24 protein-coding genes and 1 riboswitch are annotated in these 25,229 nt (G+C 71.0%); of the genes, 11 read left to right on the top strand and 13 right to left on the bottom strand.

Annotated features, from left to right (window positions below; genetic code table 11):
- The first annotated feature begins 304 nt into the window (after positions 1 to 304).
- Together cdgB and PV963_RS20560 are read left to right on the top strand one after the other, a co-directional pair.
- Positions 305 to 1,966: a diguanylate cyclase CdgB gene (gene cdgB, locus PV963_RS20565; RefSeq protein WP_274817211.1), complete on the top strand. Its 1,662-nt coding sequence runs from the start codon at positions 305 to 307 to the stop codon at positions 1,964 to 1,966.
- 118 nt (positions 1,967 to 2,084) lie between these two features.
- Complete coding sequence (locus tag PV963_RS20560; protein WP_274817210.1) at positions 2,085 to 3,029, top strand: CBM35 domain-containing protein; 945 nt, start codon at positions 2,085 to 2,087, stop codon at positions 3,027 to 3,029.
- Between the two features lie 3 nt (positions 3,030 to 3,032).
- Here PV963_RS20560 and PV963_RS20555 read toward each other — a convergent pair whose 3' ends face one another.
- The 3 genes from PV963_RS20555 to PV963_RS20545 all read right to left on the bottom strand — a co-directional run bounded on the left by PV963_RS20555 (position 3,033) and on the right by PV963_RS20545 (position 6,261).
- Complete coding sequence (locus tag PV963_RS20555) at positions 3,033 to 3,962, bottom strand: 1-phosphofructokinase family hexose kinase (protein ID WP_274817209.1); 930 nt, start codon at positions 3,960 to 3,962, stop codon at positions 3,033 to 3,035.
- Between the two features lie 122 nt (positions 3,963 to 4,084).
- Complete coding sequence (gene nagA, locus PV963_RS20550) at positions 4,085 to 5,320, bottom strand: N-acetylglucosamine-6-phosphate deacetylase (RefSeq protein ID WP_274817208.1); 1,236 nt, start codon at positions 5,318 to 5,320, stop codon at positions 4,085 to 4,087.
- The gene (locus PV963_RS20545; RefSeq protein ID WP_274817207.1) at positions 5,320 to 6,261 is read right to left on the bottom strand and encodes an ROK family protein; all 942 of its coding nucleotides are present in this window, start codon (positions 6,259 to 6,261) and stop codon (positions 5,320 to 5,322) included. The genes nagA and PV963_RS20545 overlap by 1 nt, the downstream gene beginning before the upstream one ends.
- 134 nt (positions 6,262 to 6,395) lie before the next feature.
- Here PV963_RS20545 and PV963_RS20540 point away from each other — a divergent pair, with 134 nt between their 5' ends.
- Together PV963_RS20540 and PV963_RS20535 are read left to right on the top strand one after the other, a co-directional pair.
- Positions 6,396 to 7,649, top strand: a complete 1,254-nt coding sequence (locus PV963_RS20540) for an ABC transporter substrate-binding protein (protein ID WP_274817206.1) — start codon at positions 6,396 to 6,398, stop codon at positions 7,647 to 7,649.
- 35 nt (positions 7,650 to 7,684) lie between these two features.
- Positions 7,685 to 7,930 carry a DUF3263 domain-containing protein gene (locus PV963_RS20535; RefSeq protein ID WP_274817205.1) on the top strand — a complete coding sequence of 82 codons (246 nt, stop codon included), beginning with the start codon at positions 7,685 to 7,687 and terminating at the stop codon, positions 7,928 to 7,930.
- Between the two features lie 413 nt (positions 7,931 to 8,343).
- Here PV963_RS20535 and otsB read toward each other — a convergent pair whose 3' ends face one another.
- The 3 genes from otsB to PV963_RS20520 all read right to left on the bottom strand — a co-directional run bounded on the left by otsB (position 8,344) and on the right by PV963_RS20520 (position 11,605).
- Positions 8,344 to 9,192, bottom strand: a complete 849-nt coding sequence (otsB, locus tag PV963_RS20530; RefSeq protein ID WP_274817204.1) for a trehalose-phosphatase — start codon at positions 9,190 to 9,192, stop codon at positions 8,344 to 8,346.
- Positions 9,193 to 9,198: 6 nt separating this feature from the next.
- Positions 9,199 to 10,587 carry an alpha,alpha-trehalose-phosphate synthase (UDP-forming) gene (locus PV963_RS20525; RefSeq protein ID WP_274817203.1) on the bottom strand — a complete coding sequence of 463 codons (1,389 nt, stop codon included), beginning with the start codon at positions 10,585 to 10,587 and terminating at the stop codon, positions 9,199 to 9,201.
- A gap of 73 nt (positions 10,588 to 10,660) precedes the next feature.
- Positions 10,661 to 11,605, bottom strand: a complete 945-nt coding sequence (locus PV963_RS20520; RefSeq protein WP_274817202.1) for a glucosyl-3-phosphoglycerate synthase — start codon at positions 11,603 to 11,605, stop codon at positions 10,661 to 10,663.
- A 155-nt stretch (positions 11,606 to 11,760) separates the two neighbouring features.
- Positions 11,761 to 11,915: riboswitch (SAM riboswitch) on the top strand.
- A gap of 18 nt (positions 11,916 to 11,933) precedes the next feature.
- Between PV963_RS20520 and thrC the strand changes: the two genes are divergently transcribed.
- From thrC to PV963_RS20490, 6 genes are all read left to right on the top strand, one after another.
- On the top strand, positions 11,934 to 13,220 hold the full coding sequence (gene thrC, locus PV963_RS20515) for a threonine synthase (protein WP_274817201.1): 1,287 nt from the start codon (positions 11,934 to 11,936) through the stop codon (positions 13,218 to 13,220).
- Positions 13,221 to 13,268: 48 nt separating this feature from the next.
- The gene (locus PV963_RS20510) at positions 13,269 to 13,544 is read left to right on the top strand and encodes a ubiquitin-like small modifier protein 1 (RefSeq protein WP_010035955.1); all 276 of its coding nucleotides are present in this window, start codon (positions 13,269 to 13,271) and stop codon (positions 13,542 to 13,544) included.
- Positions 13,545 to 13,990: 446 nt separating this feature from the next.
- Positions 13,991 to 14,194 (top strand): cold-shock protein, encoded by a 204-nt coding sequence (locus PV963_RS20505; RefSeq protein WP_010035953.1) that lies wholly within the window; start codon positions 13,991 to 13,993, stop codon positions 14,192 to 14,194.
- Positions 14,195 to 14,847: 653 nt separating this feature from the next.
- Complete coding sequence (groL, locus tag PV963_RS20500) at positions 14,848 to 16,476, top strand: chaperonin GroEL (protein ID WP_274817200.1); 1,629 nt, start codon at positions 14,848 to 14,850, stop codon at positions 16,474 to 16,476.
- 181 nt (positions 16,477 to 16,657) lie between these two features.
- Positions 16,658 to 17,788 carry an NADH:flavin oxidoreductase gene (locus PV963_RS20495; protein ID WP_274817199.1) on the top strand — a complete coding sequence of 377 codons (1,131 nt, stop codon included), beginning with the start codon at positions 16,658 to 16,660 and terminating at the stop codon, positions 17,786 to 17,788.
- A 101-nt stretch (positions 17,789 to 17,889) separates the two neighbouring features.
- On the top strand, positions 17,890 to 19,446 hold the full coding sequence (locus PV963_RS20490; RefSeq protein WP_274817198.1) for a carboxylesterase/lipase family protein: 1,557 nt from the start codon (positions 17,890 to 17,892) through the stop codon (positions 19,444 to 19,446).
- Between the two features lies 1 nt (position 19,447).
- On the opposite strand, the gene PV963_RS20485 is transcribed toward PV963_RS20490, so the two are convergent.
- The 5 genes from PV963_RS20485 to PV963_RS20465 all read right to left on the bottom strand — a co-directional run bounded on the left by PV963_RS20485 (position 19,448) and on the right by PV963_RS20465 (position 22,867).
- Positions 19,448 to 20,017: a hypothetical protein gene (locus PV963_RS20485; RefSeq protein ID WP_274817197.1), complete on the bottom strand. Its 570-nt coding sequence runs from the start codon at positions 20,015 to 20,017 to the stop codon at positions 19,448 to 19,450.
- A 13-nt stretch (positions 20,018 to 20,030) separates the two neighbouring features.
- Positions 20,031 to 20,714, bottom strand: coding sequence for a Uma2 family endonuclease (locus PV963_RS20480; protein ID WP_274817196.1), 684 nt, complete (start codon positions 20,712 to 20,714; stop codon positions 20,031 to 20,033).
- Positions 20,715 to 20,773: 59 nt separating this feature from the next.
- Positions 20,774 to 21,577 (bottom strand): hypothetical protein, encoded by an 804-nt coding sequence (locus tag PV963_RS20475; protein ID WP_274817195.1) that lies wholly within the window; start codon positions 21,575 to 21,577, stop codon positions 20,774 to 20,776.
- A 254-nt stretch (positions 21,578 to 21,831) separates the two neighbouring features.
- Positions 21,832 to 22,044, bottom strand: a complete 213-nt coding sequence (locus tag PV963_RS20470) for a DUF397 domain-containing protein (protein WP_274817194.1) — start codon at positions 22,042 to 22,044, stop codon at positions 21,832 to 21,834.
- Complete coding sequence (locus tag PV963_RS20465; protein ID WP_274817193.1) at positions 22,028 to 22,867, bottom strand: helix-turn-helix domain-containing protein; 840 nt, start codon at positions 22,865 to 22,867, stop codon at positions 22,028 to 22,030. Before PV963_RS20465 ends, PV963_RS20470 begins: the two co-directional genes overlap by 17 nt.
- Positions 22,868 to 22,980: 113 nt before the next feature.
- Here PV963_RS20465 and PV963_RS20460 point away from each other — a divergent pair, with 113 nt between their 5' ends.
- The gene (locus tag PV963_RS20460) at positions 22,981 to 23,226 is read left to right on the top strand and encodes a hypothetical protein (RefSeq protein WP_274817192.1); all 246 of its coding nucleotides are present in this window, start codon (positions 22,981 to 22,983) and stop codon (positions 23,224 to 23,226) included.
- Positions 23,227 to 23,237: 11 nt separating this feature from the next.
- Here the strand turns inward: PV963_RS20460 and murQ are convergent, their stop codons facing one another.
- Complete coding sequence (gene murQ / locus PV963_RS20455) at positions 23,238 to 24,173, bottom strand: N-acetylmuramic acid 6-phosphate etherase (protein ID WP_274817191.1); 936 nt, start codon at positions 24,171 to 24,173, stop codon at positions 23,238 to 23,240.
- A gap of 48 nt (positions 24,174 to 24,221) precedes the next feature.
- Entirely contained in the window at positions 24,222 to 25,202 is a 981-nt protein-coding gene (locus PV963_RS20450; RefSeq protein WP_425540925.1) for a MurR/RpiR family transcriptional regulator, read from the bottom strand.
- Positions 25,203 to 25,229: the final 27 nt, after the last annotated feature.

The following is a 25,229-nucleotide window of genomic DNA, read 5'->3' as shown; positions in this document are numbered from 1 at the left end:
AATCTGCGTCCCGGCCACCCCGCATCGGGCTCCCGCCCCATCACGGTCCTAGGACTCGCGACGGACTCCCGGGAAAAGCTGTGCGCAACGCGACAAAGTCCGCGTTCGGTAGACGCACGTGAAGAACGCAGAAACTCCACTCAATTGTTCAGGTTTGCCTGTGACTTGAGTCACAAGGGGCATGAATTGTTGACCCTGTGTACCGAGTGGGCAGCGCGCTGTGATTCAGTGGCTGGGAAGCTGCCAGGACGATACGCCGAAGAGAACCCTTGATTCGCTGCGAGGTCTCGGGGGGAGGGCGAGCATGGAGACCGAGTCGGAGCCCTACGTCCGCCTTGCGTCCCTGCGGCAACTGCACCAGGTCATGGCCGACATGAACACGGCCCGCAGCCTGGCGGACACCCTGCAGACCGTCGCGGAGGGCGTGGTCGCCGCCCTCGGGTACGAGCTGGCGTGCGTGAACCTCGTACGGCCCGACGGCGATCTCGTCGTCGCCGCCTTCGCCGGGAATCCCGCCGCGGAGGCCCTCATCACCGGCCGCGTCGGCTCCCGCGAGTCCTGGGAGCGCCGCCTCGGCATGGGCGAGCACTGGGGCGACCTGGTGTTCATACCGCACACCGAGGGCTGGGTCCTCGACGACGACGACGTCCCGCAGTGGTACACCGACGGCCCCGCCCCCCGCTTCGAGGACGAGTGGCACCCGTCCGACCGGCTCTTCGCGCCGATGTACGCGCCCGGCCCCCAGGGCAATGCGGCGTGCGGCGAGCTGATCGGCGTGCTGTCCGTGGACCGGCCGCGCAACGGCCGCCGCCCGGGCGCCTGGGGCCGCGAGGCGCTCCAGATGTACGCCTTCCAGGCCGCCATCGCGATCAGCAACGCCCGGCTGCGCGCCAACATGCAGCGGGCGCTCGTCCGGCTGGAGCGCGAGCAGCAGGCGCTGCGGGCCAGTGAGGAAAGCTTCAGGCAGGCCTTCGAGTACGCCCCGTCCGGCATGGCCATCGCCGAGATGGGCGGCGACCAGCACGGCCGGATCCTGCGCACGAACGACGCCCTGTGCCGGCTGCTGGGCCGCCCCGCCTCCGCGATGCGCCGCTACTCGTTCTCCGACCTGGTCCACCCCGAGGACATAGGCACGCTGCTGCGCACCTCCGCCGAGGGCGGCCGCGCCGAGCTCCGCCTCGGCCGCCGGGACGGCACCTACGTCTGGGTCAGCCTGCGCAACAGCGTGGTCGCGGACGCCGCCGACGGCCCGCGCTTCCTCCTCACCCACGTCGAGGACATCGAGGAGCGCAAGCGCCGCGAGCTCCAGCTCGCCCACCGCGCCTCCCACGACTCGCTCACGGGCCTGCCGAACTCCGCCGAGCTGCGCTCCCGCCTGTCCGCCCGGCTGTGCCAGCGAGCGGCGCCCTCGCATCCCGGCGTCGTCGAGTCCCACGACGCGGCCTACGGCCACCCGGCCTTCGACGCGATCGGCCACGCCTTCGACTTCGGGCCGAGCACCGAGCCGTTCGACGCCTACGACCACCATGTGCACACCGTCGCCCCGGACGGCGACCATGACGACGGCACCAAGGGCCTCGCCGTCCTCTTCTGCGACCTCGACGGCTTCAAGTCGATCAACGACCGGTTCGGGCACAACGCGGGTGACGCGGTTCTCATCGAGGTCGCCCGCCGGCTGAGCAACGGCGTCCGCGACGGTGACACCGTCGCCCGGCTCGGTGGTGACGAATTCGTCATCCTCGCCGACGGGCTCGGCCGCGCCGACGCCCAGGACCTCGCGGTCCGCCTGCGCAACGAGATCATCCAGCCCATCCGCGCCGAGGGGCGGGCCGTCCGGGTCGGCGCCAGCTTCGGCATCGGATGGGCACACTGTGGAATGACGGCGGACGAAGTGTTGAAATCCGCTGACGAGCGGATGTACGTCGAGAAACGATCTCGTCCCAAACAACACAGACGCGCCGGGTGAACCCCAGGTCAGCGAGTTGATGCGGTCTGAGTCACCCGTTTGGGTCACTAGGAGCGGGTAGGCTCGCCCTCTGCTCCATGTACCGCATTGCACCGCACCTGACTGAGGAGACCAAGGGATGACGCCCGGCAACAACGGCGCGAGCACGCCCGAGGACGACGACCCGTTCGGCTATCTCTACGCCGACGGGCAGGCCAACGGGGCCCAGCCGCCGTCCGGGGGCTACGGCTACCCGAACTCGGTCAACCGGGTGCGGGCGGTCGGCACACGCCAGTACGGCCAGCAGCCGCAGACGGCGGCCTACGGCCAGGCCCCGCAGCAGCAGGGCGGCTACAGCCAGCCGAACGCGCACTACGCGGCACCGGAGACGCTGCCCGGCGGTGCGCCCACCACCCAGCAGCAGCTGCCGGGCGGCGGCAATGGCCGGGGCGGTCGTGGCCCGAACACCAAGGGCCTGCTGATCGGCGCGATCGCGGTGGTCGCCGCGGTCGTCATCGGTATCGGCGTGGCGATGCTGGGCGGCGACAAGGACCAGGACACCCCCGACAACCAGGCGGGCACGGCGCCGACGCAGTCCCAGAACGCGAAGCCGAGCCCTTCGGCGAGCGGCAGTGGTGCGGCGAGCGAGGAGGATCTCCCGGCTGCCGACGCGAAGACCCTCAGGCTCTCGCCCGGTATGACGACCGCCACGGACGTCAAGGGGGCCAAGGCCGACGGCGGTGTCTACGTCACGGGGTTCAACCAGGTCGGTGCCTCGGTGACCTGGACCGTCAACGGCATCCCCAAGGCGGGCAAGTACAGCCTGTTCGTCGGCTACAGCGTGCCCGGCAAGGACCAGAACGCCACTCTCACGGTCAACGGCACGCCTTCCAACCGACCGGTCGAGCTGAAGAACTGGGCGGGCGGCCCCGAGGGCGATTTCGCAAAGGGCTGGACGAAGACCTACAACTACATGCAGCTCAACAAGGGCACCAACACGATCAAGGTTTCCTGCGAGCAGGGCAACCAGTGTGACGCTCTCCTCGACCAGATGTGGCTGGTGAAGGGCTGGGTCAAGAGCTGACCTTCAGGCCGCCGACGCCTCGCCGGTCACCGTCACCCGCTCCAGCAACTCCTCGTACGTCGTCCGGTCGAACGCGCCCGCCACGGGTGCCAGGACCGTCGCTGCCGAGATGGCTGTCGCCCGGATCAGACGATCCGGCCAGGACAGGTGCTCGACCAGCCCCGACAGCAGGCCCGCGACCACCGAGTCGCCCGCGCCCGTCGGGTTGCCTCGCACAGAGGTCGGTGGGGTGGCTCGCCAGCGGCCCTCTCGGGTGGCGGCGAGGAGGCCCTCCGGGCCGAGGGACGCCACGACCGCGGCGGCACCCCGGCGGCGGGCGTCCTGTGTGGCGCGCAAGGGCTCGTGGGAGCCGGTCAGTTCCGCCAGTTCGTCGGCGTTCGGCTTGATGATGTCCGGGCGGGCCGCGACGCCCCGGCGCAGGGGTTCGCCGCTCGTGTCCAGGAGGACCGGGACTCCGGCGGCACGGGCCGTACGGACCAGGCCGGCGTACGCCCCCACCGGCACGCCCGGCGGCAGGCTGCCGCACAGCGCCACCGCGGAGGCGGACGGGAGCAGATCCTCGTAGGCCTCCTGGAAGGCCGACCACTCGGCGGGCGTGACCGTAGGGCCCGGCTCGTTCAGCTGGGTCGTGTCCCCGGTCCGGTCGTCGACCACGGCGATCGTGCGGCGGGTCGCGCCCGATATCGGGACCAGCGCGTCCACCACGCCCGGCACCGACGCGAGCCGCTCCTGCACGACCCGTCCCGTCGCCCCGCCCGTGAAACCGGTCACCGTCACCTCGTGACCGAGCGCCGCGAGGACCCGGGCGACGTTGACGCCCTTGCCGCCGGGGCGTTCCGTCACCTCGGAGACGCGGTGGGAGGCGTGCGGCCTGAGGGACCGTACGCGGTAGGTGATGTCGAGAGCGGTGTTCAGCGTGACCGTGAGGATCACCTGGGCCGACCTCCCCCGAGAATGCGCTTGCTGCCGTGGACTTTCCGGAGCTCGATCATGCCAAAGAGACGGCGGCCGGCCCAGTCCTGGAGCCGGCCACCGTCTCTCGACCGCGGGATGAGTCAGTGCAGTTGGGGACCGACTACCCATTCACCCCGGCGCATCACGCCCTTGAGGTCGTAGTGCGCGTCCAGGAGCACCAGGTCCGCGTCCTTGCCGGGCTCCAGGGAGCCGATCCGGTCGGACATGCCGAGCAGGCGGGCGGGGGTCGCCGAGAGTGCCTGCACCGCGTTCCCGACGGGCAGGCCGTCGACCGTGACCGCCCGTTTGAAGGCGCGGTCCAGGGTGAGGGTCGAGCCGGCGATCGTGCCGTTCGTCAGCAGGCGGGCCACGCCGTCGGCGACCTCCACCTCCAGCGGGCCGAGCCAGTAGCGGCCGTCGCCGAAACCGGCCGCGTCCATCGCGTCGGTGATGAACGCCACCCGGTCCGCTCCCGCTCGGTGGAACGCCAGCCGGAGTGCCGCGGGGTGCAGATGCGTGCCGTCGTTGATCAGCTCGACCGTGATCCGGTCGTCCTCCAGGAGCGCGGCGATCGGGCCGGGGGAGCGGTGGCCGAGCGGCGGCATCGCGTTGAAGAGGTGGGTGGCGACCGTCGCGCCCGCGTCGATCGCCTCGACCGTCTGCTCGTACGTCGCGTCCGTGTGGCCGATCGCCGCGATCACGCCGTGTTCGGCCAGCAGGCGTACGGAGTCGATGCCGCCCGGCAGCTCGGTGGCCAGGGTGACCATCTTCGCCCTGCCCCGGGCCGCGTCGATCAGCTTGCGGACCTCCGTCGGCTCCGGGTCGCGCAGCAGTTCCTCGGAGTGCGCGCCCTTGCGGCAGGGGGAGATGAACGGTCCCTCGAAGTGGATGCCGGCGATCTCGCCCTGCTCGGCCAGTTCGCTCAGCAGGCCCGCGCGCTGGGTGAGGAAGTCCATGTCGCCGGTGACGGTCGAGGCGACCAGGGTGGTCGTGCCGTGCAGGCGGTGGGTGTGGATGCCCTTGAGGATGTCCTCGACCGACCCGGAGGTGAAGGAGGCTCCGCCTCCGCCGTGGTTGTGGATGTCGACGAAGCCGGGGAGTACGTAGTGGCCGGTTACGTCGATGACCTGGGCGTTCTCCGGTGCTGTGGTGGCGATGCGGGTGCCGTCGATGGTCACCTGGCCGTTTTCGACGGTTCCTGTGGGGAGGACGACGGTCGCGCCGGTGAGGACCGTGGGCTGTCCGGCCGGTGCGGGGTGCGGGTGCGTGGGGGTGGGTCGCGCCCCGCGGCGGAGCCGCATATCGACGCTGTCCCGCGCCCCTGGGGGCGTTGCCATCAGGTGGTTACCTCCGAACGGTCGGTCTGGTCGAGGAGATCCCAGGCCAGGAGCCCGGCGCCCAGGCATCCGGCCGTGTCCCCCAGGGCCGCGGGGACGATCGACGGCTGTTTCTGAAAGGTGATGCGGCGACGGATGGCTTCCCGCAGCGGCGTGAACAACGTTTCTCCTGCCTCCGCCAGCCCGCCACCGATGATCAGGACCCGTGGGTCCAGCAAGGTGAGGGCCGTGACCAGGCCGTCGGCCAGGGCGTCGACCGCCTCCTGCCAGACCGCCTGCGCCTTCGGGTCACCGGAGTCCACCGCCTTCGCGCAGTCCGCCGCGTCCGCGCCCGGGTCGCCGGAGGCCGTCGCCCAGGCCTCGCTCACCGCCGCCGCCGAGGCGAAGCGCTCCAGGCAGCCGCGCTGCCCGCAGGGGCACTCGGACCCGCCGGGGCGTACGACGATGTGGCCGATCTCGCCCGCGAAGCCGTGCGCGCCCGCCTCGACCAGGCCGTCGACGCCGATGGCGCCCGCGATGCCGGTGCCCAGCGCCACGAACAGGAACCGGTCGGCACCCCGGCCCGCGCCGACCCGGCCCTCGGCGAGGCCGCCGGTGCGCACGTCGTGGCCGAGGGCGACCGGGACGCCCAGCCGCTCCGCCAGCAGGTCGCGCAGCGGAACGTCGCGCCAGCCGAGGTTCGCCGCGTAGGCGGCGAGGCCCCGCGCCTCGTCGACGATGCCGGGGACGGCCACGCCGGCGGCCGATGCGGGCGTGCCGAAGTGTTCGGTGCCGTACGCGCGCAGCTCGGCGGCGAAGTCGAGGATGCCCGCGACGACGGCGTCCGGTCCCTGCTCGCGTCCGGTGGGCCGGCGGGCCTGGTACAGCAGCTCGCCCTCCCGTCCGGCCAGGGCGGCCTTCATTCCGGTGCCGCCCACGTCGAGGGCGATGACATGTCTCACGGAGAACAGTGTGACCCGGGGACCCGCAAGAGGTCTAGTCCACTCACGTGGTGTAGACCTTGTTCCGAATATCGAAAACTTTTCGTTGGCGGCGACGCCAGGGTTGGGGAAGAACAGCGGTGCAGCGGCGGCGGATGGCAGGAACGATCGCGGTGGTGTCCGCACTGGGCATGACGGCGGTCCTCGGCGGCTGCGGGATGACGGGCGGCTCCGCCGACGTGACCCTGAAGCTGGTCGCCGCCGACTACGGCGACAGTGCGGCCAACAGCTCCAAGAAGTACTGGGACAAGCTCGTCCAGGAGTACGAGGCCGACAACCCCGGGGTGAAGATCGACGTCAGCGTCTACTCATGGAACGACGTCGACCGCAAGGTCAGGGAGATGGTCGCCGCCGGTGACCCGCCGGACATGGCGCAGATCGGCGCGTACGCCGACTACGCGGCGCGGAACCAGCTCTACAAGGCCGACGACCTGCTCTCCATACCCGTGCAGGCCGACTTCGTCGGGCAGCTGGCCTCCGCGGGACAGGTCAAGGGCGTGCAGTACGGCATGCCGTTCGCCTCCTCCACCCGCGTGCTCTTCTACAACAAGACGCTCTTCGCCAAGGCGGGCATCACCCCGCCCGAGACCTGGGACGACCTGGCCGAGGACGCCGAGGCGCTCAAGGACGAGGGCGTGAAGTACCCCTACGCGCTGCCCCTCGGCCCGGAGGAGGCCCAGGCCGAGACCATGCAGTGGATGCTCAGCGGCGGGGGCGGCTACACCGACACCGTCGGCAGCTACGGCATCGACTCCCCGGAGAACATCGACACCTTCTCCTGGCTGAAGAACGAACTGGTCGGCAAGGACCTGACCGGGCCGGTCGCGCCCGGCGAGCTCAACCGGGCCGCCGCGTTCTCCGCCTTCGCCAAGGGCGAGGTCGGCATGCTCAACGGCCATCCCTCCCTGATGAAGATCGCCGCCAAGAACGGCGTCGAGTACGGCATGGTGCCGACCCCGGGCAAGGAGGGGACGAGCAAGTCCACGCTCGGTGTCGCCGACTGGATGACGGCCTTCCGCAAGAACGGCCACCGCGACCAGGTCGGCGACTTCCTCGACTTCGTCTACAGCGAGAAGAACGTGCTGGCCTTCTCCCGCGAGTACGACCTGCTGCCGGTCACCAGCTCCGCGTCCGAGACCATGGCCGCCTCCGGCCGGGACCGGCACCTCAAGCCGTTCCTGGAGGAGCTGCTGGCCTCCGAGCTCTACCCGGTCGGCAAGACCTCCTGGGCCGACGTCAGCGCCCAGGTCAAGAAGCAGATCGGCAAGGCCGTCGCCCCCTCCGGCAGCCCCTCGGGCGTCCTGGGGCACCTCCAGGCGGTGGCGACCCGGGCGGAGAGCGCGGAGTAGTCCCGCTGTCGGTGGCGGGCGCTACGGTGCCTGACATGGACGAGGACACGGGTGAGGAGCGGCTCGGGCGCAGGGAGCGGGACATCCTCGCGCTCGAACGCCGCGGGTTTTCCGGGCCCGGTGCGAAGGAACGGGCCATACGGGAGGAGCTGGGCCTCGCCCCCGTGCGCTACTACCAGCTCCTCAACGCCCTGCTCGACGACCCCCGGGCCCTGTCCCACGACCCGGTGACGGTGAACCGGCTGCGGCGGATACGGGAGACGCGCCGGGCCGAACGCTGACGCGTGACGACGGCCCGGGCAGCCGGCACCCGGCCCGGTCGACCGGGGCGAGCACTGGACCCGACCCTGCCCCGCTGTGCCGCGTGGGTGGTCGTCCGCCGGGCCGAGCGTGGCGGGCCATGGGCCCGCTGGGGGGAGCCGGTCATCGGCGTGGCGCGGGGCCTGGTCGGCCGGGGGGTCTGGGCGGGAGCTCGCGCCGAGAGCCGTGCCGCCGGGCCGCGTGCCGTGGGCGTCGGTAGCCGCGCAGGCGGTCGCCACGGTCGACGGCTATGGGCCCGCTGGGGGGAGCCGGTCATCGGCGTGGCGCGGGGCCTGGTCGGCCGGGGGGTCTGGGCGGGAGCTCGCGCCGAGAGCCGTGCCGCCGGGCCGCGTGCCGTGGGCGTCGGTAGCCGCGCAGGCGGTCGCCGACGGGTTCAGCCGAGCCTGGCCGCCACCGTGTGCAGCAGGCGGACGACGCCTTCGGGGCCGTCCACCACCACGTCCGCCCGCTCCCTCAGCTCGGTCACCTCGTCGCTGCCGCTGCACACCAGCAGGCCCGGGGTGCCGTCCGCGCGGAGCTTGCCGACGGCCGAGTAGGCGGGCAGGTCGCCCAGGTCGTCGCCGGCGAAGAGGACGGACCCGGCGCCGATCTCCCGGGCGAACCCGGCGAGGGCGACGCCCTTGTCCATGCCGGGCGGGCGCAGTTCGAGGACCATGCGGCCGGGCTCCACGACCAGGCCGTGGCGGTCGGCCAGGCCGGCGAGCGGTTCGCGCAGGGAGTCCAGCGCGGCCTGCGGATCGGCGGCCCGGCGGGTGTGCACGGCGACGGCCCGGCCCTTGTCCTCGATCCGGGTCCCCTGCGACGCGCCGAACCGTTCGAGGAGCTCGGGCAGCTCGGCGCGGACCGCGGCGACGCCGGGATGCGGCTCGGGGGCGCTGACCTCGCCGGTCCGGGCGTCCCAGCGCTCGGCGCCGTAGTGGCCGAGGACCACGAGGTGCTCCAGGCCCGGGACGTCCGCGAAGCCGCCGTTGCGCACCGCGACCTCGGCCGGCCGGCCGGTGATCACCGCGACGGCGGCCACCTTCGGCGCGAGCGCGGCCAGCGCGGGTACGGCCCCCGGGTGGGCCCGGGCCTTGTCGGGGTCGGCCACGATCGGCGCGAGCGTCCCGTCGAAGTCGAGACCGATCAGGGCCTTGCCGGGGTGGGTGAGGAGAGCGTCCAGACCTTCCTGTCCGGCTTTCGTGGTGGGCGCCGGCAGAGGGGAGTCCGTGGGACCGGTCATCGGCGATCAGCCCCTCAACGCGTCGAGCTGGTCGAGGAACCACTGCGCAGGCGGCAGCGCGGTCGCCGCCGCGGCCAGCCGCTTACTGCGCTCGGCGCGTTCCTCCGGGCGCATCGAGAGCGCCTCGTGCAGGGCCGCCGCCGTGCCCGTCACGTCGTACGGGTTCACCACGATCGCCTCCTCGCCCAGCTCCTCGAACGCCCCGGCCTCCCGCGACAGCACCAGCGCGCAGCCCGAGTCGGAGATGACCGGGACCTCCTTGGCGACGAGGTTCATGCCGTCCCGGATGGGGTTGACGAGCGCCACGTCGGCCAGCCGGTACGCGGCCAGGGAGCGGGCGAAGTCGTCCTTGAGGTTGAGTACGACCGGGGTCCACCCCGGCGTCCCGTACTCGGCGTTGATCTCCTCCGAGACCCGCTGCACCTCGGCCGTGTAGTCCCGGTACACCGCGAGGTCCTGCCGCGACGGATACGCGAACGCCACGTGCACCACGCGCTCGCGCCACTCGGCGTGGGTCTCGAGGAGCCGGCGGTAGGCCAGCAGGCCGCGCACGATGTTCTTCGACAGCTCGGTGCGGTCGACCCGGACGATGGTGCGGCGGCCCTCGCCGATCTCCTCCCGGAGGGCGGCCATCCGCTCCTCGACGTCCTGCTCGTGCGACCGCTTCCGCAGGAAGTCCGCGTCGGCCCCCAGCCCGTGCACGCCGATCCGCGTGCCGCCGAGCCCGCCGGCGAACTGCTCGGCGCACGCGGTGAACGCGTCCGCCCAGCGCTGCGTGAGAAAGCCCAGCCGGTCCGCGCCCAGCATGCCGCGCAGCACCTGGCCGGCCACGTCGTCCGGCAGCATCCGGAAGTACTCGGGCGGCGCCCACGGCGTGTGCGAGAAGTGGCCGATCCTCAGGTCCGGCCGCAACTCGCGGAGCATGCCCGGCACCAGCGTCAGGTGGTAGTCCTGCACCACCACCGCCGCGCCCTGCGCCGCCTCCTCGGCCAGCGCCTCGGCGAACGCCCGGTTGTACGTCTCGTACGACGTCCACTGGCGCCGGAACTCCGCGTCGAAGACCGGCTCCAGCGGCGTCTGGTAGAGCATGTGGTGCACGAACCACAGCACCGAGTTCGCGATGCCGTTGTAGGCGTCCGCGTGCACGTCGGCCGGGATGTCCAGCATCCGCACGCCGTCCTCGCCGACACCCCGCCGGACCGCCTCGCGGTCGCCGTCGGACAGCGCCGAGCACACCCACAGCGCGTCCGCGTCCGAGCCGATCGCGGACAGCCCCGAGACCAGCCCGCCGCCGCCGCGCTTGGCGTTCAGCGAACCGTCCTCGCCCACCGCGTAAGAGACCGGGCCGCGGTTGGAGGCCACCAGCACCTGTGCAGCACCGTACGTTGAAGCCATAGCCCTCAACCTAGCCCGGCCCGGAAACGCTCAAACGTACGGACCTGACCCACCCGGCCGAAAACGACCCCGGTCAGGCCGCCCTCCGCGCCTGGTACTCGGCGATCTCCACCATCGGCGGACGCTCCTCGGTGTCCACGGAGTAGGTGCGCGGCTCGAAGCCGTCCCCGCCCCGCTCGAACTGCGTCAGGGACGGCCGGATCAGATGCCCGCGGGCCAGCCGCAGCTGGGCCGTGCGGTAGATCGCGGCGGCCATCCTGCCCAGCGCCTGCCCGTCCTGGTGCCGGTGCTTGCGCACGCCGATGTCCACCTGGGCGAGGGCGTCCAGGCCCACCAGGTGCAGGGCGTCGACCAGCATGCCGAGCTCGACGCCGTACCCGACGGGGAACGGCAGCTGCTCCAGCAGCGAGCGGCGCGCCGCGTACTCGCCGCCGAGCGGCTGCACGAAGCCGGCCAGCTGCGGCCAGTGCATGTTGAGCAGCGGGCGGGCCATCAGCTCCGTGACCCGGCCGCCCTGCCCGGCCGCGCCGCCGAGCGGACGGTCGTACATGCCCTTCACCAGGTCGATGTCCGGGTCGGTGAGCAGCGGGCCGACGATCCCGGAGACGAAGTCGGACGAGAAGTCCCTCAGGTCCGCGTCGATGAAGCAGACGATGTCCCCGCTGGTGACGAGGAGGGATCGCCACAGCACCTCGCCCTTGCCGGGCACGGCCGGGATACGCGGCAGGATCTCGTCGCGGTGCACCACCGTCGCGCCCGCGGCGGCGGCCACCTCCGACGTCCGGTCGGTCGACCCCGAGTCGACGACGACCAGCTCGTCGACGAGCGGCACCTGCCGCATCAGGTCGTGGCGGATGACGGCGGCGATGTCGCCGACCGTCTCCTCCTCGTTGAGCGCGGGCAGCACGACACTGACCGTCCGGCCCGTGCGCTGCTTGGCGGCGAGGATCTGGTGGAGCGGGCGATCGGTCGCGGACCAGGAACGGGTGCTCAGCCAGCGCTCGACTTCTTCCAGCACCGTGGCGGCTCCTCTGCGTACTCTCGGCGGGACGGACTGTGAGCCATCTCGCGCTTCGGACGACTATCTCAACTGTCCTGGTCGTCGGTTACAGTCTTGAACAACGCGGATGACCATCGCATGTCCGGGGTCAACCGTCGTTAACAACCGAATACAGCTCATCCAGAGGGGCAGAGGGATACGGCCCGATGAAGCCCCGGCAACCCTCCAGCCGATACTCGTAGGTCACTGTCGACCGCTCCGCGAGGCTCCGGCTCGGGAAGGTGCCAAATCCGTCTCACGGCGAGATGCGTCGTGAGGAAGATGAGGAGAAAGGGCCTCGCCTCACATGGCTGTGCAGACTGTTGCAAGCACCACTGACTCCACCGTAGACCTCGGCCCCGCCGCCGCCCTGAGCTGCCGCGAGTGCGGTCACCGCGTCCCCCTCGGCCCGGTCTTCGCCTGCGAGGAGTGTTTCGGCCCGCTGGAGATCGCCTACGACTTCTCGGCCTACGACACCGAGGAGCTCCGCAAGCGGATCGAGGCGGGCCCCGCCAACATCTGGCGCTACGCCCCGCTGCTGCCGGTACCGGCCGACGTGGCGGACAAGCCGAACATCAACCCGGGCTGGACCCAGCTCGTCAAGGCCGACAACCTTGCCCGCGAGCTGGGCGTCGACGCCGGCAAGCTCTTCATCAAGGACGACTCGGGCAACCCGACGCACTCCTTCAAGGACCGTGTCGTCGCCCAGGCCCTGGAGGCCGCCCGCGCCTTCGGCTTCACCACGCTGTCCTGCTCCTCCACCGGCAACCTCGCCGGCGCCGTGGGTGCCGCGGCGGCCCGCGCCGGCTTCCGCTCCTGCGTGTTCATCCCGCACGACCTGGAGCAGGGCAAGGTCGTCATGGCCGCGGTCTACGGCGGTGAGCTCGTCGGCATCCAGGGCAACTACGACGACGTGAACCGCTTCTGCTCGGAGCTGATCGGCGACCCGGCGGGCGAGGGCTGGGGCTTCGTCAACGTCAACCTGCGGCCGTACTACGCCGAGGGCTCCAAGACCCTCGCGTACGAGATCTGCGAGCAGCTCGGCTGGCAGCTGCCGGACCAGATCGTCGTGCCGATCGCCTCCGGCTCGCAGCTCACGAAGATCGACAAGGGTCTTCAGGAGCTGATCAAGCTCGGGCTGGTCGAGGACAAGCCGTACAAGATCTTCGGAGCGCAGGCCGAGGGCTGCTCGCCGGTGTCGACGGCCTACAAGGCCGGCCACGACGTCGTACGTCCCCAGAAGCCGGACACCATCGCCAAGTCGCTGGCGATCGGCAACCCGGCGGACGGCCCCTACGTGCTCGACATCGCGCGTCGCACGGGCGGTGCGGTGGAGGACGTGAACGACGAGCAGATCGTCGACGCGATCAAGATCCTCGCCCGGACCGAGGGCATCTTCGCGGAGACCGCCGGTGGTGTGACCGTGGGCGTGGCGAAGAAGCTGGTCGAGAACGGGGTGCTCGACCCGTCGTTGACGACCGTCGTCCTGAACACGGGGGATGGTCTGAAGACGCTGGATGCGGTGGCCGGCACCGGGCTTACTGCGACCATTCGTCCCAACCTTGATTCGTTCCGTGAGGCTGGGCTCGTCTGATCGTTGTCGGCTGCCTGGGTATCTCGTCCAACCGGAGGTTCTGAAGTCATGAGCGTCACCGTTCGCATCCCCACCATCCTGCGCACCTACACCGGCGGCCAGGCCGAGGTCGCCGCCGAGGGGGCGACCCTCGGCGAGGTCATCGCCGATCTGGAGAAGAACCACACCGGCATCGCCGCCCGGGTGCTGGACGACCAGGGCAAGCTGCGCCGGTTCGTCAACGTGTACGTCAACGACGACGACGTGCGGTTCGAGCAGGGTCTGGAGACGGCCACGCCGGACGGTGCCGGGGTGTCGATCATCCCGGCCGTGGCGGGTGGCTGACCGGTCGACCGGCTTGATTATTACCTTCGGTAACGGCGGTTACTGAGAGTTCATCGAATTGCCCCCTCCGTGAGAGAAGCGGAGGGGGCAATTCTGTGTGATTGAGCGCGGTACAGTTGGGGAACGCAGCGCCGATCTCCTGATCGAGAGCCCTGGATTCCTGCCGCGCGCCCGACAAGATGTAGCCAAAGTGTGTGTGTCTTTCGCGGCTTTTGTTCCTTTTGTGTGGCCCGACTTGCCCTGAAGTCGGGCGAATTCTCCCTACATTCCGGACCCTGCGCGTCCAGAATTCTCGTCCGATTGACCTGTTGCAGACGGCAGTTGGACAGATACATTCAGCCGCGGTCGACGCGTTCCGGCGCACGCCCCCAACCGTGGGGGGTGAGGTCTGACCCGGGTCCGCGAAGTGTGGATCTGTGCAAGGGCCAGTAATAGGGGAGTTAGGCATGGCTCAGGGCACCGTCAAGTGGTTCAACGCGGAGAAGGGGTACGGCTTCATCGCGGTCGACGGTGGTGCGGATGTTTTCGTCCACTACAGCGCGATCCAGATGGACGGCTACCGCACCCTGGAAGAGGGCCAGCGGGTCGAGTTCGAGATCTCGCAGGGTCAGAAGGGACCGCAGGCCGACATGGTTCGCGTCTCTGCCTGAACGCGCACCACGACCAAGCGCAAGCGACCGGTCTTCTCTGAAGGGCCCGCACCCCCCGGGGTGCGGGCCCTTCGGCCTGTTCAGGGAGTGGCGGCCCGGGGCGGCGGGCGCGCCGGGCGGCTGCTCGTCGAGGGCCCGCCGCGCCCGAAGGTGCCTCGGAGTCCGCCGCCCAGGTGCAGGGGGCGCGAGTTCGCGCCCGGACGGCTCGCGCCGGCATCACGGCCGCCGTGTGCCGTCGGTCCAGGCGTTTCCCGGCCCGTTCGCGTCGGCCTCGCCGCCGAGGTGGGCCGTGGCCAGGCCTTTCCCGGCCCGCCCGATCCGCCGTGGCGCTGCCCGCGGCCTGTGGCCGAGCAGGGTGCGCCCGTTCGCCGGGGGCTGAGCGCCCCGCCCGAACCTCGGGAGCCGCTTGCGCCCGCCCGTCGCCCGACCACCACCCCTCAACGAGCACCCGCAGCGCGGGCGCGCCTTGCACTCTGCATGCCCGAGTGCTAATCATTGCGTTAGCACTCTGAAGGTGAGAGTGACAACGTAAGGACCGGGTCGGTGAGGCCCGCAGGCCGGGTGGGAAGGAACCACGAGGCAGGCGAGCCGTCCGTCGCGGGCGCGGGCGCGGTCCGAAGTAATCACCCCCAGTCCTGGAGGGACCACTTCACATGGCCAAGATCATCGCGTTCGACGAGGAGGCGCGGCGCGGCCTCGAGCGCGGCATGAACCAGCTCGCGGACGCCGTCAAGGTGACCCTCGGCCCCAAGGGCCGCAACGTCGTCCTCGAGAAGAAGTGGGGCGCCCCCACGATCACCAACGACGGTGTCTCCATCGCCAAGGAGATCGAGCTCGAGGACCCGTACGAGAAGATCGGCGCCGAGCTGGTCAAGGAAGTCGCCAAGAAGACGGACGACGTCGCCGGTGACGGTACGACCACCGCGACCGTTCTCGCCCAGGCCCTGGTCAAGGAAGGCCTGCGCAACGTAGCCGCCGGTGCCAACCCGATGGCCCTCAAGCGCGGTATCGAGAAGGCCGTCGAGGCCGTCTCCGCCGCCCTGCTGGAGCAGGCGAAGGACGTCGAGACCAAGGAGCAGATCGCCTCCACGGCCTCCATCTCCGCCGCCGACACCCAGATCGGCGAGCTCATCGCCGAGGCCATGGACAAGGTCGGCAAGGAAGGCGTCATCACCGTCGAGGAGTCCCAGACCTTCGGTCTGGAGCTGGAGCTCACCGAGGGGATGCGCTTCGACAAGGGCTACATCTCGGCGTACTTCGCCACCGACATGGAGCGTATGGAGGCCGTCCTCGACGACCCGTACATCCTGATCGCGAACTCCAAGATCTCCAACGTCAAGGACCTGCTCCCGCTCCTGGAGAAGGTCATGCAGTCGGGCAAGCCGCTGCTGATCATCGCCGAGGACGTCGAGGGCGAGGCCCTGTCGACCCTGGTCGTCAACAAGATCCGCGGCACCTTCAAGTCCGTCGCCGTCAAGGCCCCGGGCTTCGGTGACCGTCGCAAGGCGATGCTCCAGGACATCGGCATCCTCACCGGCGGCGAGGTGATCTCCGAGGAGGTCGGCCTCAAGCTGGAGAACGCCACGATCGACCTCCTGGGCAAGGCCCGCAAGGTCGTCATCACCAAGGACGAGACCACCATCGTCGACGGTGCCGGCTCCGCCGAGCAGGTCCAGGGCCGGGTCAACCAGATCCGCGCCGAGATCGAGAACAGCGACTCGGACTACGACCGCGAGAAGCTCCAGGAGCGTCTGGCGAAGCTGGCCGGCGGCGTGGCCGTCATCAAGGCCGGTGCCGCCACCGAGGTGGAGCTCAAGGAGCGCAAGCACCGCATCGAGGACGCCGTCCGCAACGCCAAGGCGGCCGTCGAGGAGGGCATCGTCGCCGGTGGTGGCGTGGCCCTGCTCCAGGCCTCCCAGGTCTTCGAGAAGCTGGAGCTGGAGGGTGACGAGGCGACCGGCGCCAACGCCGTGAAGCTCGCGCTGGAGGCCCCGCTGAAGCAGATCGCCGTCAACGGTGGTCTCGAGGGCGGCGTCGTCGTGGAGAAGGTCCGCAACCTCACCGTCGGCCACGGCCTGAACGCCGCGACCGGTGAGTACGTCGACATGATCGCCGAGGGCATCATCGACCCGGCGAAGGTGACCCGTTCCGCTCTGCAGAACGCCGCCTCCATCGCCGCGCTGTTCCTCACCACCGAGGCCGTCATCGCCGACAAGCCGGAGAAGGCCGCGGCCGGTGCCGGCGCCGGCGGCGGCATGCCGGGCGGTGACATGGACTTCTGATCGACCTGGTCGATCAACGTCCTTGCCGAGGGCGGCACTTCCTGTTCCGACAGGGAGTGCCGCCCTCGGGCGTGTCCGGGATCACAGTGCGGCGGGGATGGCCTGGTCGGGGCCGGATGGTTGAAACGTACGCCCTATGCGTATGCACATACTGTCCGGTATCCGAAGAGGAGCCTCCCACGTGACCGTCGCCGCCTCCGCCGCCTCCCGTGCCGCCGAAATCCTGTCCCGGCCCGTCTCGCTGGGCGGCCTGACCGTCCCGAACCGGATCGCGATGGCGCCGATGACCCGCATGTTCTCCCCGGGCGGCGTCCCCGGCGAGGACGTCGTCTCGTACTACTCCCGCCGCGCCGCCGCCGGCGTCGGCCTGATCGTCACCGAGGGCACCTACGTCGGCCACGAGTCGGCCGGGCAGAGCGACCGCGTGCCGCGGTTCCACGGCGAGGAGCAGCTCGCGGGCTGGGCCAAGGTCGCCGAGGCGGTGCACGCCGCGGGCGGCACGATCGTGCCGCAGTTGTGGCACATCGGCATGGTCCGCACGCAGGGCGAGCCGCCGGTCGCCGACGCCCCTGCCGTCGGCCCCTCCGGTCTGCGCATCGGCGCCACCGAGCCCACCGGCAAGGCCATGACCCAGGCCGACATCGACGCCGTCATCGGCGCGTTCGCCGAGGCCGCGGCCGCCGCCGAGCGCATCGGCTTCGACGGCGTGGAGCTCCACGGCGCCCACGGCTACCTGCTCGACCAGTTCCTCTGGGAGGGCACCAACCGCCGCACCGACGCCTACGGCGGCGACCCGGTCGCCCGCACCAGGTTCTCGGCGGAGATCGTCGCGGCCGTCCGCGAGACCGTCTCCGCCGACTTCCCCGTCATCTTCCGCTACTCGCAGTGGAAGCAGGACGCCTACGACGCCCGCCTCGCCGAGACGCCCGAGGAGCTGGAGGCCATCCTGACCCCGCTCGCCGCCGCCGGTGTCGACGCCTTCCACGCCTCCACCCGCCGCTACTGGGTCCCCGAGTTCGACGACTCCGACCTGAACCTGGCCGGCTGGACCAAGAAGCTCACCGGCAAGCCCGCCATCACCGTCGGCTCGGTCGGCCTGAACGGCGGCGACTTCCTCAAGTCCTTCCAGGGCGAGGGCGCCGAGGTCGGCGACCTCGACAACCTCCTGGACCGCTTCGAGCGCGACGAGTTCGACCTGGTCGCCGTCGGCCGCGCGCTGCTCCAGGACCCGCAGTGGGCGCAGAAGGTACTCGCCGGCCGCTTCGAGGACCTGGCGCCGTACGCCCCGGCGTCGCTGAAGACGCTCAGCTGACCCGGCAGGGTCCGCACAGGGGGTGCCCTGGATTCGCTTGCGTCAGTCAAGGACACTGGCCGAGCGCCTGTTCACCGGTACCTCGTGAGGAGACCCCAGAGATGACGACGACCGAGTCCCACCCCCCGACCGGCGCCTCAGCCGAGCAGCCCGCACCGGTGGTGCGCACCACCGCCGGTGCGGTACGCGGCCGCCGGGAGGAGGGCCTCGCCGTCTTCCGCGGCATCCCCTTCGCCGCACCCCCCGTGGGCGAGGCACGGTTCATGGCACCGCGCCCCGCCCCCGCCTGGGACGGCATACGGGACGCGTACGCCTTCGGCCCGCCGCCCCCGCAGGACCTCGGCAACCTGGGCGGCCCGGGCCTGCTCGACGTGCCCGAGGGTGACGAGTGGCTCACGGTCAACGTCTGGACCCCCGAACCCGACCCGGGCGCCCGCCGCCCGGTGATGGTGTGGATCTACGGCGGCGCCTACAAGCTCGGCCACTCCGGCAGCCCCGGCTACGACGCCCGGCGCATCGCGAACGACGGCGACCTCGTGGTCGTGTCCCTCAACTACCGCGTCGGCATGGAGGGCTTCGCGCACATCGAGGGGGCGCCCGCCAACCGCGGCCTGCTCGACCAGGTGGCCGCGCTGGAGTGGGTACGGGACAACATCGAGTCGTTCGGCGGTGACCCCGGCCGGGTCACCGTCTTCGGCGAGTCCGCGGGCGCGGGTTCGATCGCCTCGCTGCTCGCCATGCCGAGGGCGGCGGGCCTGTTCCGGCGGGCGATCGCGCAGAGCGTGCCGGGGACGTTCTTCTCGGACGCCCTGGCCCGTGACATCGGTGCGGCTCTCGCCGCCGAGGTGGGGCTGCGCCCCACGGTCGCCGAACTGGCGACCATCGCCCCGGGCGAACTGACCTCGGCGGGGGAGGCGTTGAGTGCCAAGATGCTCCGGTACATCGACCGCTGGGGCCAGGCGGCGCCGACGGTCACGCCCTTCTCGCCGGTCGTCGACGGGGAGGTCCTGCCGACCGCGCCCTGGCAGGCGTTGGCCGCCGGTGCGGCGAAGGACGTCGAACTGCTCGTCGGCCACAACCGCGACGAGTACCGCCTCTTCGTCGCCATGGCGGGCCCACCGGACCAGATCACCGAGGATAGGGCGGCAGCGGCCCTCCGCCTGTTCGCCCCCGGCCCCGACGGCGAACGGGCCTACCGCACGGCCTTCCCCGACGCCTCCCCCGGCGAGCTCTACGAACGCGTCCAGACGGACTGGCTGTTCAACATGCCCTCCCTGCACCTGGCCGAGGCGCAGCACGCGGGCGGCGGCCGTGCCCACCTCTACGAACTGACCTGGCCGGCGCCGGGGGGCGGCGGCGCGATGGGCGCCTGTCACGGCCTGGACATCCCCCTGCTCTTCGGCACGTTCGGGGCGGACCTCGGTGCCCTGCTGTTCGCGGGCGCCGAGCCGTCCGCCGAGGCCGAGGCGCTGTCCTCCCGCTTCCGGTCGTCCTGGACGGCGTTCGCGAGGACGGGTGACCCGGGCTGGCCGGCGTACGAGGACGCCCAGCGGCTGGTGCAGGTGCTGGACGCGGAGCCGGTGGTACGGGCGTACCCGGAGGAGGCCTCGCGCAGGCTGTGGGAGGGCTACGACTTCCAGGCCCTGCCCCTGCTGTGACCTACAGGTTGCCCATCGGCTCGATGTCGACCCTGACCGGCGTCCCCCACACGCGCAGCACCTCGTAGTCGGTGAACTCGTGCACCAGCCGGTACGCCATGGCCGCCCGGGGAGCCTTGCGCTGGGCGGCGATGTACAGCTCGGCCTCGCGGCGGTCCCGGCGCGGGGTGCCGCACAGCTGCCACGTCTGGCCGGTCCACAGCTCCGGCAGCCAGCGCTGCTGGGGCTGTGGACGGTCACCGCTCACTCCGTAGCGGGACTGGACCGGCTCGGTGGGCCGGCGATGCGGGGCGGGGCCGTTGAACTCCGCCCGGCGGGCGGCCCGGCGCCGGGTCTCGCACAGCAGGCACAGGTCGGGGGCGGCCTCGTCGACCGGGCCGTTCGGATGCTCGGGGCAGCGTGTGCTGGGCGCCGCGTTCGAGACGCTCTCCTCCAGCAGGTCCAGGGCGCGCTTCAGATCCGCCTTGACCTCGTGCAGCTTGGCATCCGGGGTGTCTGAGGTGAGGGCTTCCCCATGCTCGCCGAGGAGGCGGAGGGCGCGGCCTAGGGCGGTGAGCTGGGCGTGGTTCATGGGTCCATTGTCGTCAGTCGGCGTAGTCCTTGAGTTCTTCCGTGTCCAGAGTGAAGCCGAGAGGCTCGGGCAGGTCTACCCGGGTGCCCCAGGGGTGGGAAGTGGTCCGCTGGTACCGACCATCCTTGGGCTCGCTGTAGACGACGACGGTGTTGTTGTCGCGGTCGATGAGCAGGTACACGGGGATGTCGACTGCTGCGTACCCGACGACAGGCTTGTCGACGCGGTCCCGCTGATTGGTGTCACGGTCGTGGGAGGTGATCTCAACGGCCATGAGAATGCCGTTGGACGCTGACCACTCGCCGTGGCCTTTGAAGTGGCCCTTGGGCGCGACGGCTCCGTCCGTGCGGGCCCGCCCCTTCCGGTAGGCCTCGGTCCTGACGCCGGACTCGCCGTATACGCGGAGGTCAGGGCGATGCTGCATGCACTGTTCCTGCAGCCAGACGAAGATCTCCCGGTGGTTGCCGTCCGGCACTGGCTTGACCTCGACCTTTCCATTGATGTACTCCAGCCGCACGGTTTCGGGGGCTGCTGCGGCAAGCTCCTCGAACTCGTCCACATCGAGCGGACCGTGCCGGATGCACAGCCGTCCGCCCAGGAATTCCAGCCTGTTCCGGATCTCCCTCGGAGCTCTGCGAACGAGTTCGTCGAAGTCCTCGATGTCCATCTGCGGGCGGTCAGCGGTCTCTGGGGTCATTGCGTCGCCTCCTTCCCTCCATCGTGCCCCGGGCTGGTGACGTCGGACCGTAGGTGCCGTCATGTGCGTGCCTTCTCTTGGCGTCGTTGGGACATCGCGGCGCGGATCTGGGCCGCGCGGTTGTGGACCGTGGCGGCGGACAGGGGTGCAGGGGGTTGCGCGGAGGCGCGTTCGCCCCGGCAGGCGCTGCAACGGCCCCCTGGCAGGGACTCCGGACGCCCCGGGGTGCCGCAGTTCGCGCACTCCAGTACCCGCAGGGGCGGTCGCGGGGCAGGTGGGGGCGGCAGTTTGCTGGTCAGGCGCTTGCGGACCAGGGAGGCGGGGTGGTGGACGGGGGTCGGCAGGCCGGCCGTGAGTGCGCTCAGTACGTCCGCCTCCGAGGCGCCCCGCGCGAACCACTCCGTCACCAGCGGGGCGAGCGTCGCGCAGTCGGCCTGGGAGAGGGACAGGACGGGCGCCGTGCGGCCGAGGGCAGCCAGGAGGATATGGGCCCGGGAGCGGGTAGGACGCCGCTGCTGCGGTACGTCGCCGCGCGTGAAGGCCGCCCACCAGTCATCGTCCCGGGCGGTGCGGGAGAACCACGATCGGGTGATCCAGCGGGAGCTGCCGTCGTCCGCCGTCACGCATTCCCGGCCTCGCCGCAGGTGCCCGGCCCCCTGGAGGCGGTTGAGGGCCGTACTGAGGGCGCACTGTCCGTACGGCAGGTGCTTGGCCAGCGTCTTTACGGAGATGTCGGCGCCGTCGGGGAGCCGGTCGAGGTAGGCGGCGATGGCCGCTTCGCGGGATGGGAGGTGCGCGAAGTCGTTGTTCGTACGGGTGAGTTGGTCTGGGGCGGAGCGTTTGCCGTAGCCCGGGGTCGCCATTGGGTGCGCGGACGGGGAGGCAGTACTAAGCTGGGCGTCAGCCATGGGATCGAACCTGTTCTTCGATGCCGTTGGTTAAGCCCCCGCAGGTGTTGGTAGCACCTGGCGGGGGCTGTTGCGTATGCAGGAACCGTAGAGGTACGTCACCGTGCGTGGCAAGCCGAACGCGTCAAGTCAACACGCAGGGTGGGAGGGTGGGTTGAGGCCCTCTCCCCGTTCCTTGAAAAGAGAGCTCGAAGCCCGGATCCCGAAGCTCAGGCGGTGTCGTCCTTGAGGTTCGCGACGAACGCGGCCCAGGCCGTGGTCCGGAACACGAGCTTCGGGCCTTCGGGGTTTTTGGAGTCGCGGACAGGCACGAGGGTGGGAAAGTCGTGGGTGACTTCCAGGCAGTTGCCGCCGTCGCCGCCGCTGTAGCTGGACTTGTGCCAGGTGGCCGCGCCCAGGTCGTACTCAGTGATGCTCCTCATGGGCGTAATCCTGCGCCATCGCCTCGAAGAGGGCCAGAGACTTCTCGGGGGAGAGTGCGCAGGCCGTGAGGAGTTCGTATGTGAACCTCTGGTGCCTCACGATGGCCGGGTCGTCCTCCAGCCGCCCGGTCCCGACCCCTTCGAAGTAGACCAACGGCGGGGCGTCCTCGAAGTCCATCAGCTTGATAGCGCCCTGCATCGCCGCGTGCGCTCCTGCATCGAACGGCAGCACCTGCACGATGACCCGGCCCCGGTGGGCCAGGCCGACGATGTGGCGCAGGGCCTCTGCCATCACCCGGCGCTTGCCTGTCACACGTCGCAACGCGGCCTCGTCAATGACCGCCCACAACAACGGCTCTGTTGGATCGTCGAGGATCCGCGCGCGCTCCACCCGTGCGGCTACCAACTTCTCGATCGTCTCCTCCGGTGCCGTCGGCTGATAGGCGCGGCAGACGGCCCGTGCGTAGGCGGGTGTCTGAAGCAGGCCAGGGATCAGGAGTGGCGCGTACTCCCGGATCGCCGTCGCCTGCTCCTCCGCCTCCGCCGCCTCCGCAAAGTGCTCCGGATACTTCGACTTCGCCGCCGCCCCGCAGTTCCGCTGAAAGAAGTCCCCCGTCCCCAGCACCTCGTCCAGCAATCGCGCGTACTCCCGCTGCATCCTGCGCGTCCCCGCCTCCAACTGCCCGATGAACGACCCGCTCACGAACAGCCGTTGACCCAGTTCCTCCTGGCTGAGGCCGGCCTTCTCGCGGGCGTGGCGGAGTTCGGCGCCCAGGAGGGCCCGAGGGGAGGAGGACGGGTCGAGGTCCCTGGATCCGGGCATGGGCAACTCCCTGTCGTACACATCGGGTTGTTGGGTCGCCGTATATGGCCAGGTTAGAGAAGGTCGGACACGCTGTGTGGTGAATCACAAACTCAGCGTGGAGGTAGGGAAAGGTGCGTTCGACCGAAGAGATCGTGGAGTCGCTGCGGGACGCGCTCGCGGGAGTGGGTGTCGTGCTGCCGTCGCTGGGTGTCGACCCGGTGACCGGTGCGAGCAAGGAGCCGTTCGCCCTGGTCGATCTGGGGCGGTGCAACGTACGGACGGCCGAGCACCTGACCGAGGTACTGCGCTCGCTGCCCGTGCGGGAGACGCTGCGGGCTCGGGTCAGGCACGTCAATTGGGAGTCGAAGTCGAGGTGAAGCCGATCGGGTCAGCGGGCTGCCGCCGCCAGCGCGGCCCGCAGATGGCCGTCGGACTCCGCCAGCAGGCGAGCCGCCGTCGGGCCGTCCACGTCGGCCAGGATGGTCAGGATCGCGTTCTTCACCTCGCCGTCGGTGGCGGCCAGGGCCCGTTCGATCTCCTCGTCGCCGGCGCCGGTGGCGAGGGCGACGATGCGGTGGGAGCGGGCGCGCAGTTTGTCGTTGGAGGCGCGGACGTCGACCATCAGGTTCCCGTAGGTCTTGCCCACGCGGATCATCGTGATCGTCGAGAGCATGTTGAGGACGAGCTTCTGTGCCGTGCCGGCCTTCAGACGGGTGGAGCCGGTGAGCAGTTCGGGGCCCACGACGATCTCGATGCCGTGCTCGGCGGCGGCCGCGAGCGGGCTGCCGGAGTTGCAGGCGAGGCCGATGGTGAGGGAGCGGTGGGCGCGGGCGTACTCGACGGCGCCGATCGCGTACGGGGTGCGGCCGGAGGCCGAGATGCCGACCACCGTGTCGTCCGGGGTCAGGCCGAGGGGTTCCAGGTCGGCACGGGCCAGCTCCCGGGAGTCCTCCGCGCCCTCGACCGAGGTGACCACGGCCTGCGGGCCGCCCGCGATCAGCCCGACGACCCGGGAGGGGTCGGTGTTGAAGGTGGGCGGGCACTCGGAGGCGTCCAGGACGCCCAGCCGGCCCGCCGTGCCCGCACCCGCGTAGACCAGGCGGCCGCCCCGGGCCATCCGCTCGGCCAGGGCGTCGATCGCGGCGGCGATCTGAGGCAGGCGGGCCGCGACCGCCCCGGCCACGGTGGCGTCCTCGCCGTTCATGAGCCGCGCGATGTCGAGGGTGGGCAGCCGGTCGATGCCGGCCAGCTCCGGCCGGAAGGCCTCGGTGGTCAGGGACTCCAACTCGGCTCTGAGGCCACGGGGATCGGAGGTGGAAGTCATGGGACGGCTCTTTCCGTGTCTTTCCGGTGCGTGCCGGCCGGGGCCGGCTCAGGGACGATGCCGGTGGGCCAGTGCCTCGTACGACGCCGAGAGCGCCGGCGCCGCCGTCTCGTACGTCCGCTGCGCCACCCCCACGAACAGGCAGTCCACCACAAGAAGCTGGCCGGTCCGGGACGACATCGCCGCGGGGCGCAGCTCGCTCTCCCGGGCCGTGGACGTGGTGAGGACGTGGTCGGCGTACTGCGAGACCGGGCCGTCCGGGCGGCCGGTGATCGCCACCGTCGTCGCCCCGCGCTCGAAGGCGACCCGCAGCGGCTCGATGACGTCCCCCGTGGACCCGGAGTGCGTGATGGCGATCGCGACGTCGCCCGCGCGCAGTTGCACGGCGTTGGTGACGGCCAGGTGCGGGTCGCTGTGCGCGTGCGCCACCAGCCCTATGCGCAGGAGCTTCTGCGTGAGGTCCTGGGCGACCAGCCCGGACGCCCCGACGCCGTACACGTCCGTGCGGCGGGCGGTGGTCAGCGCGGTGACGGCCGCGCCCAGTTGGACGGTGTCGAGGCCGGCGGCGGTGTCGGCGAGGGTCTGCTGCTCGTCGTAGGCGAGCTTCGCGACCACGTCGGCGATCGGGTCGTCGACCGCTATGTCCGTGGTGATGGCGGGGGCGCGGCCGGACTGCTGCTGGGCGGCGAGGCCGGCGAGGGCCAGGCGCAGGTCCCGGTAACCCGGATAGCCCAGCAGCCGGGCGGTGCGTACGACGGTGGCCTCGCTGGTGCCGGTGAGTTCGGCGAGGCCGGTGACCGTGAGGGCCGCGCAGCCGGCCGGGTCGCCCGCGACGGCCTCGGCGACGCGTTGCATGGAGCGCGTCATCGAGGGACCCAGCGTGCGGACCTTGGCCGCGAGGGCGGCGGGGGCGGGCGGGGTGCCGAGCGTGCCGGCCATGGCACCCGTGCCGCCTGTACCGCCCGTGCCGCCGGTACCGCTCGTGCCGCCGCGTCCGTCGGCGAAACTTTCCTTCACTCTTCGGGTCACCTCTGAAAGATATTTTCGGCTCGGCGT

The sequence above is a fragment of the Streptomyces coeruleorubidus genome (assembly GCF_028885415.1).
Lineage (GTDB): Bacteria > Actinomycetota > Actinomycetes > Streptomycetales > Streptomycetaceae > Streptomyces > Streptomyces coeruleorubidus_A.
Note: the sequence above shows the minus strand (reverse complement) of the source record. Positions and strands in the feature narration are given on the sequence as shown.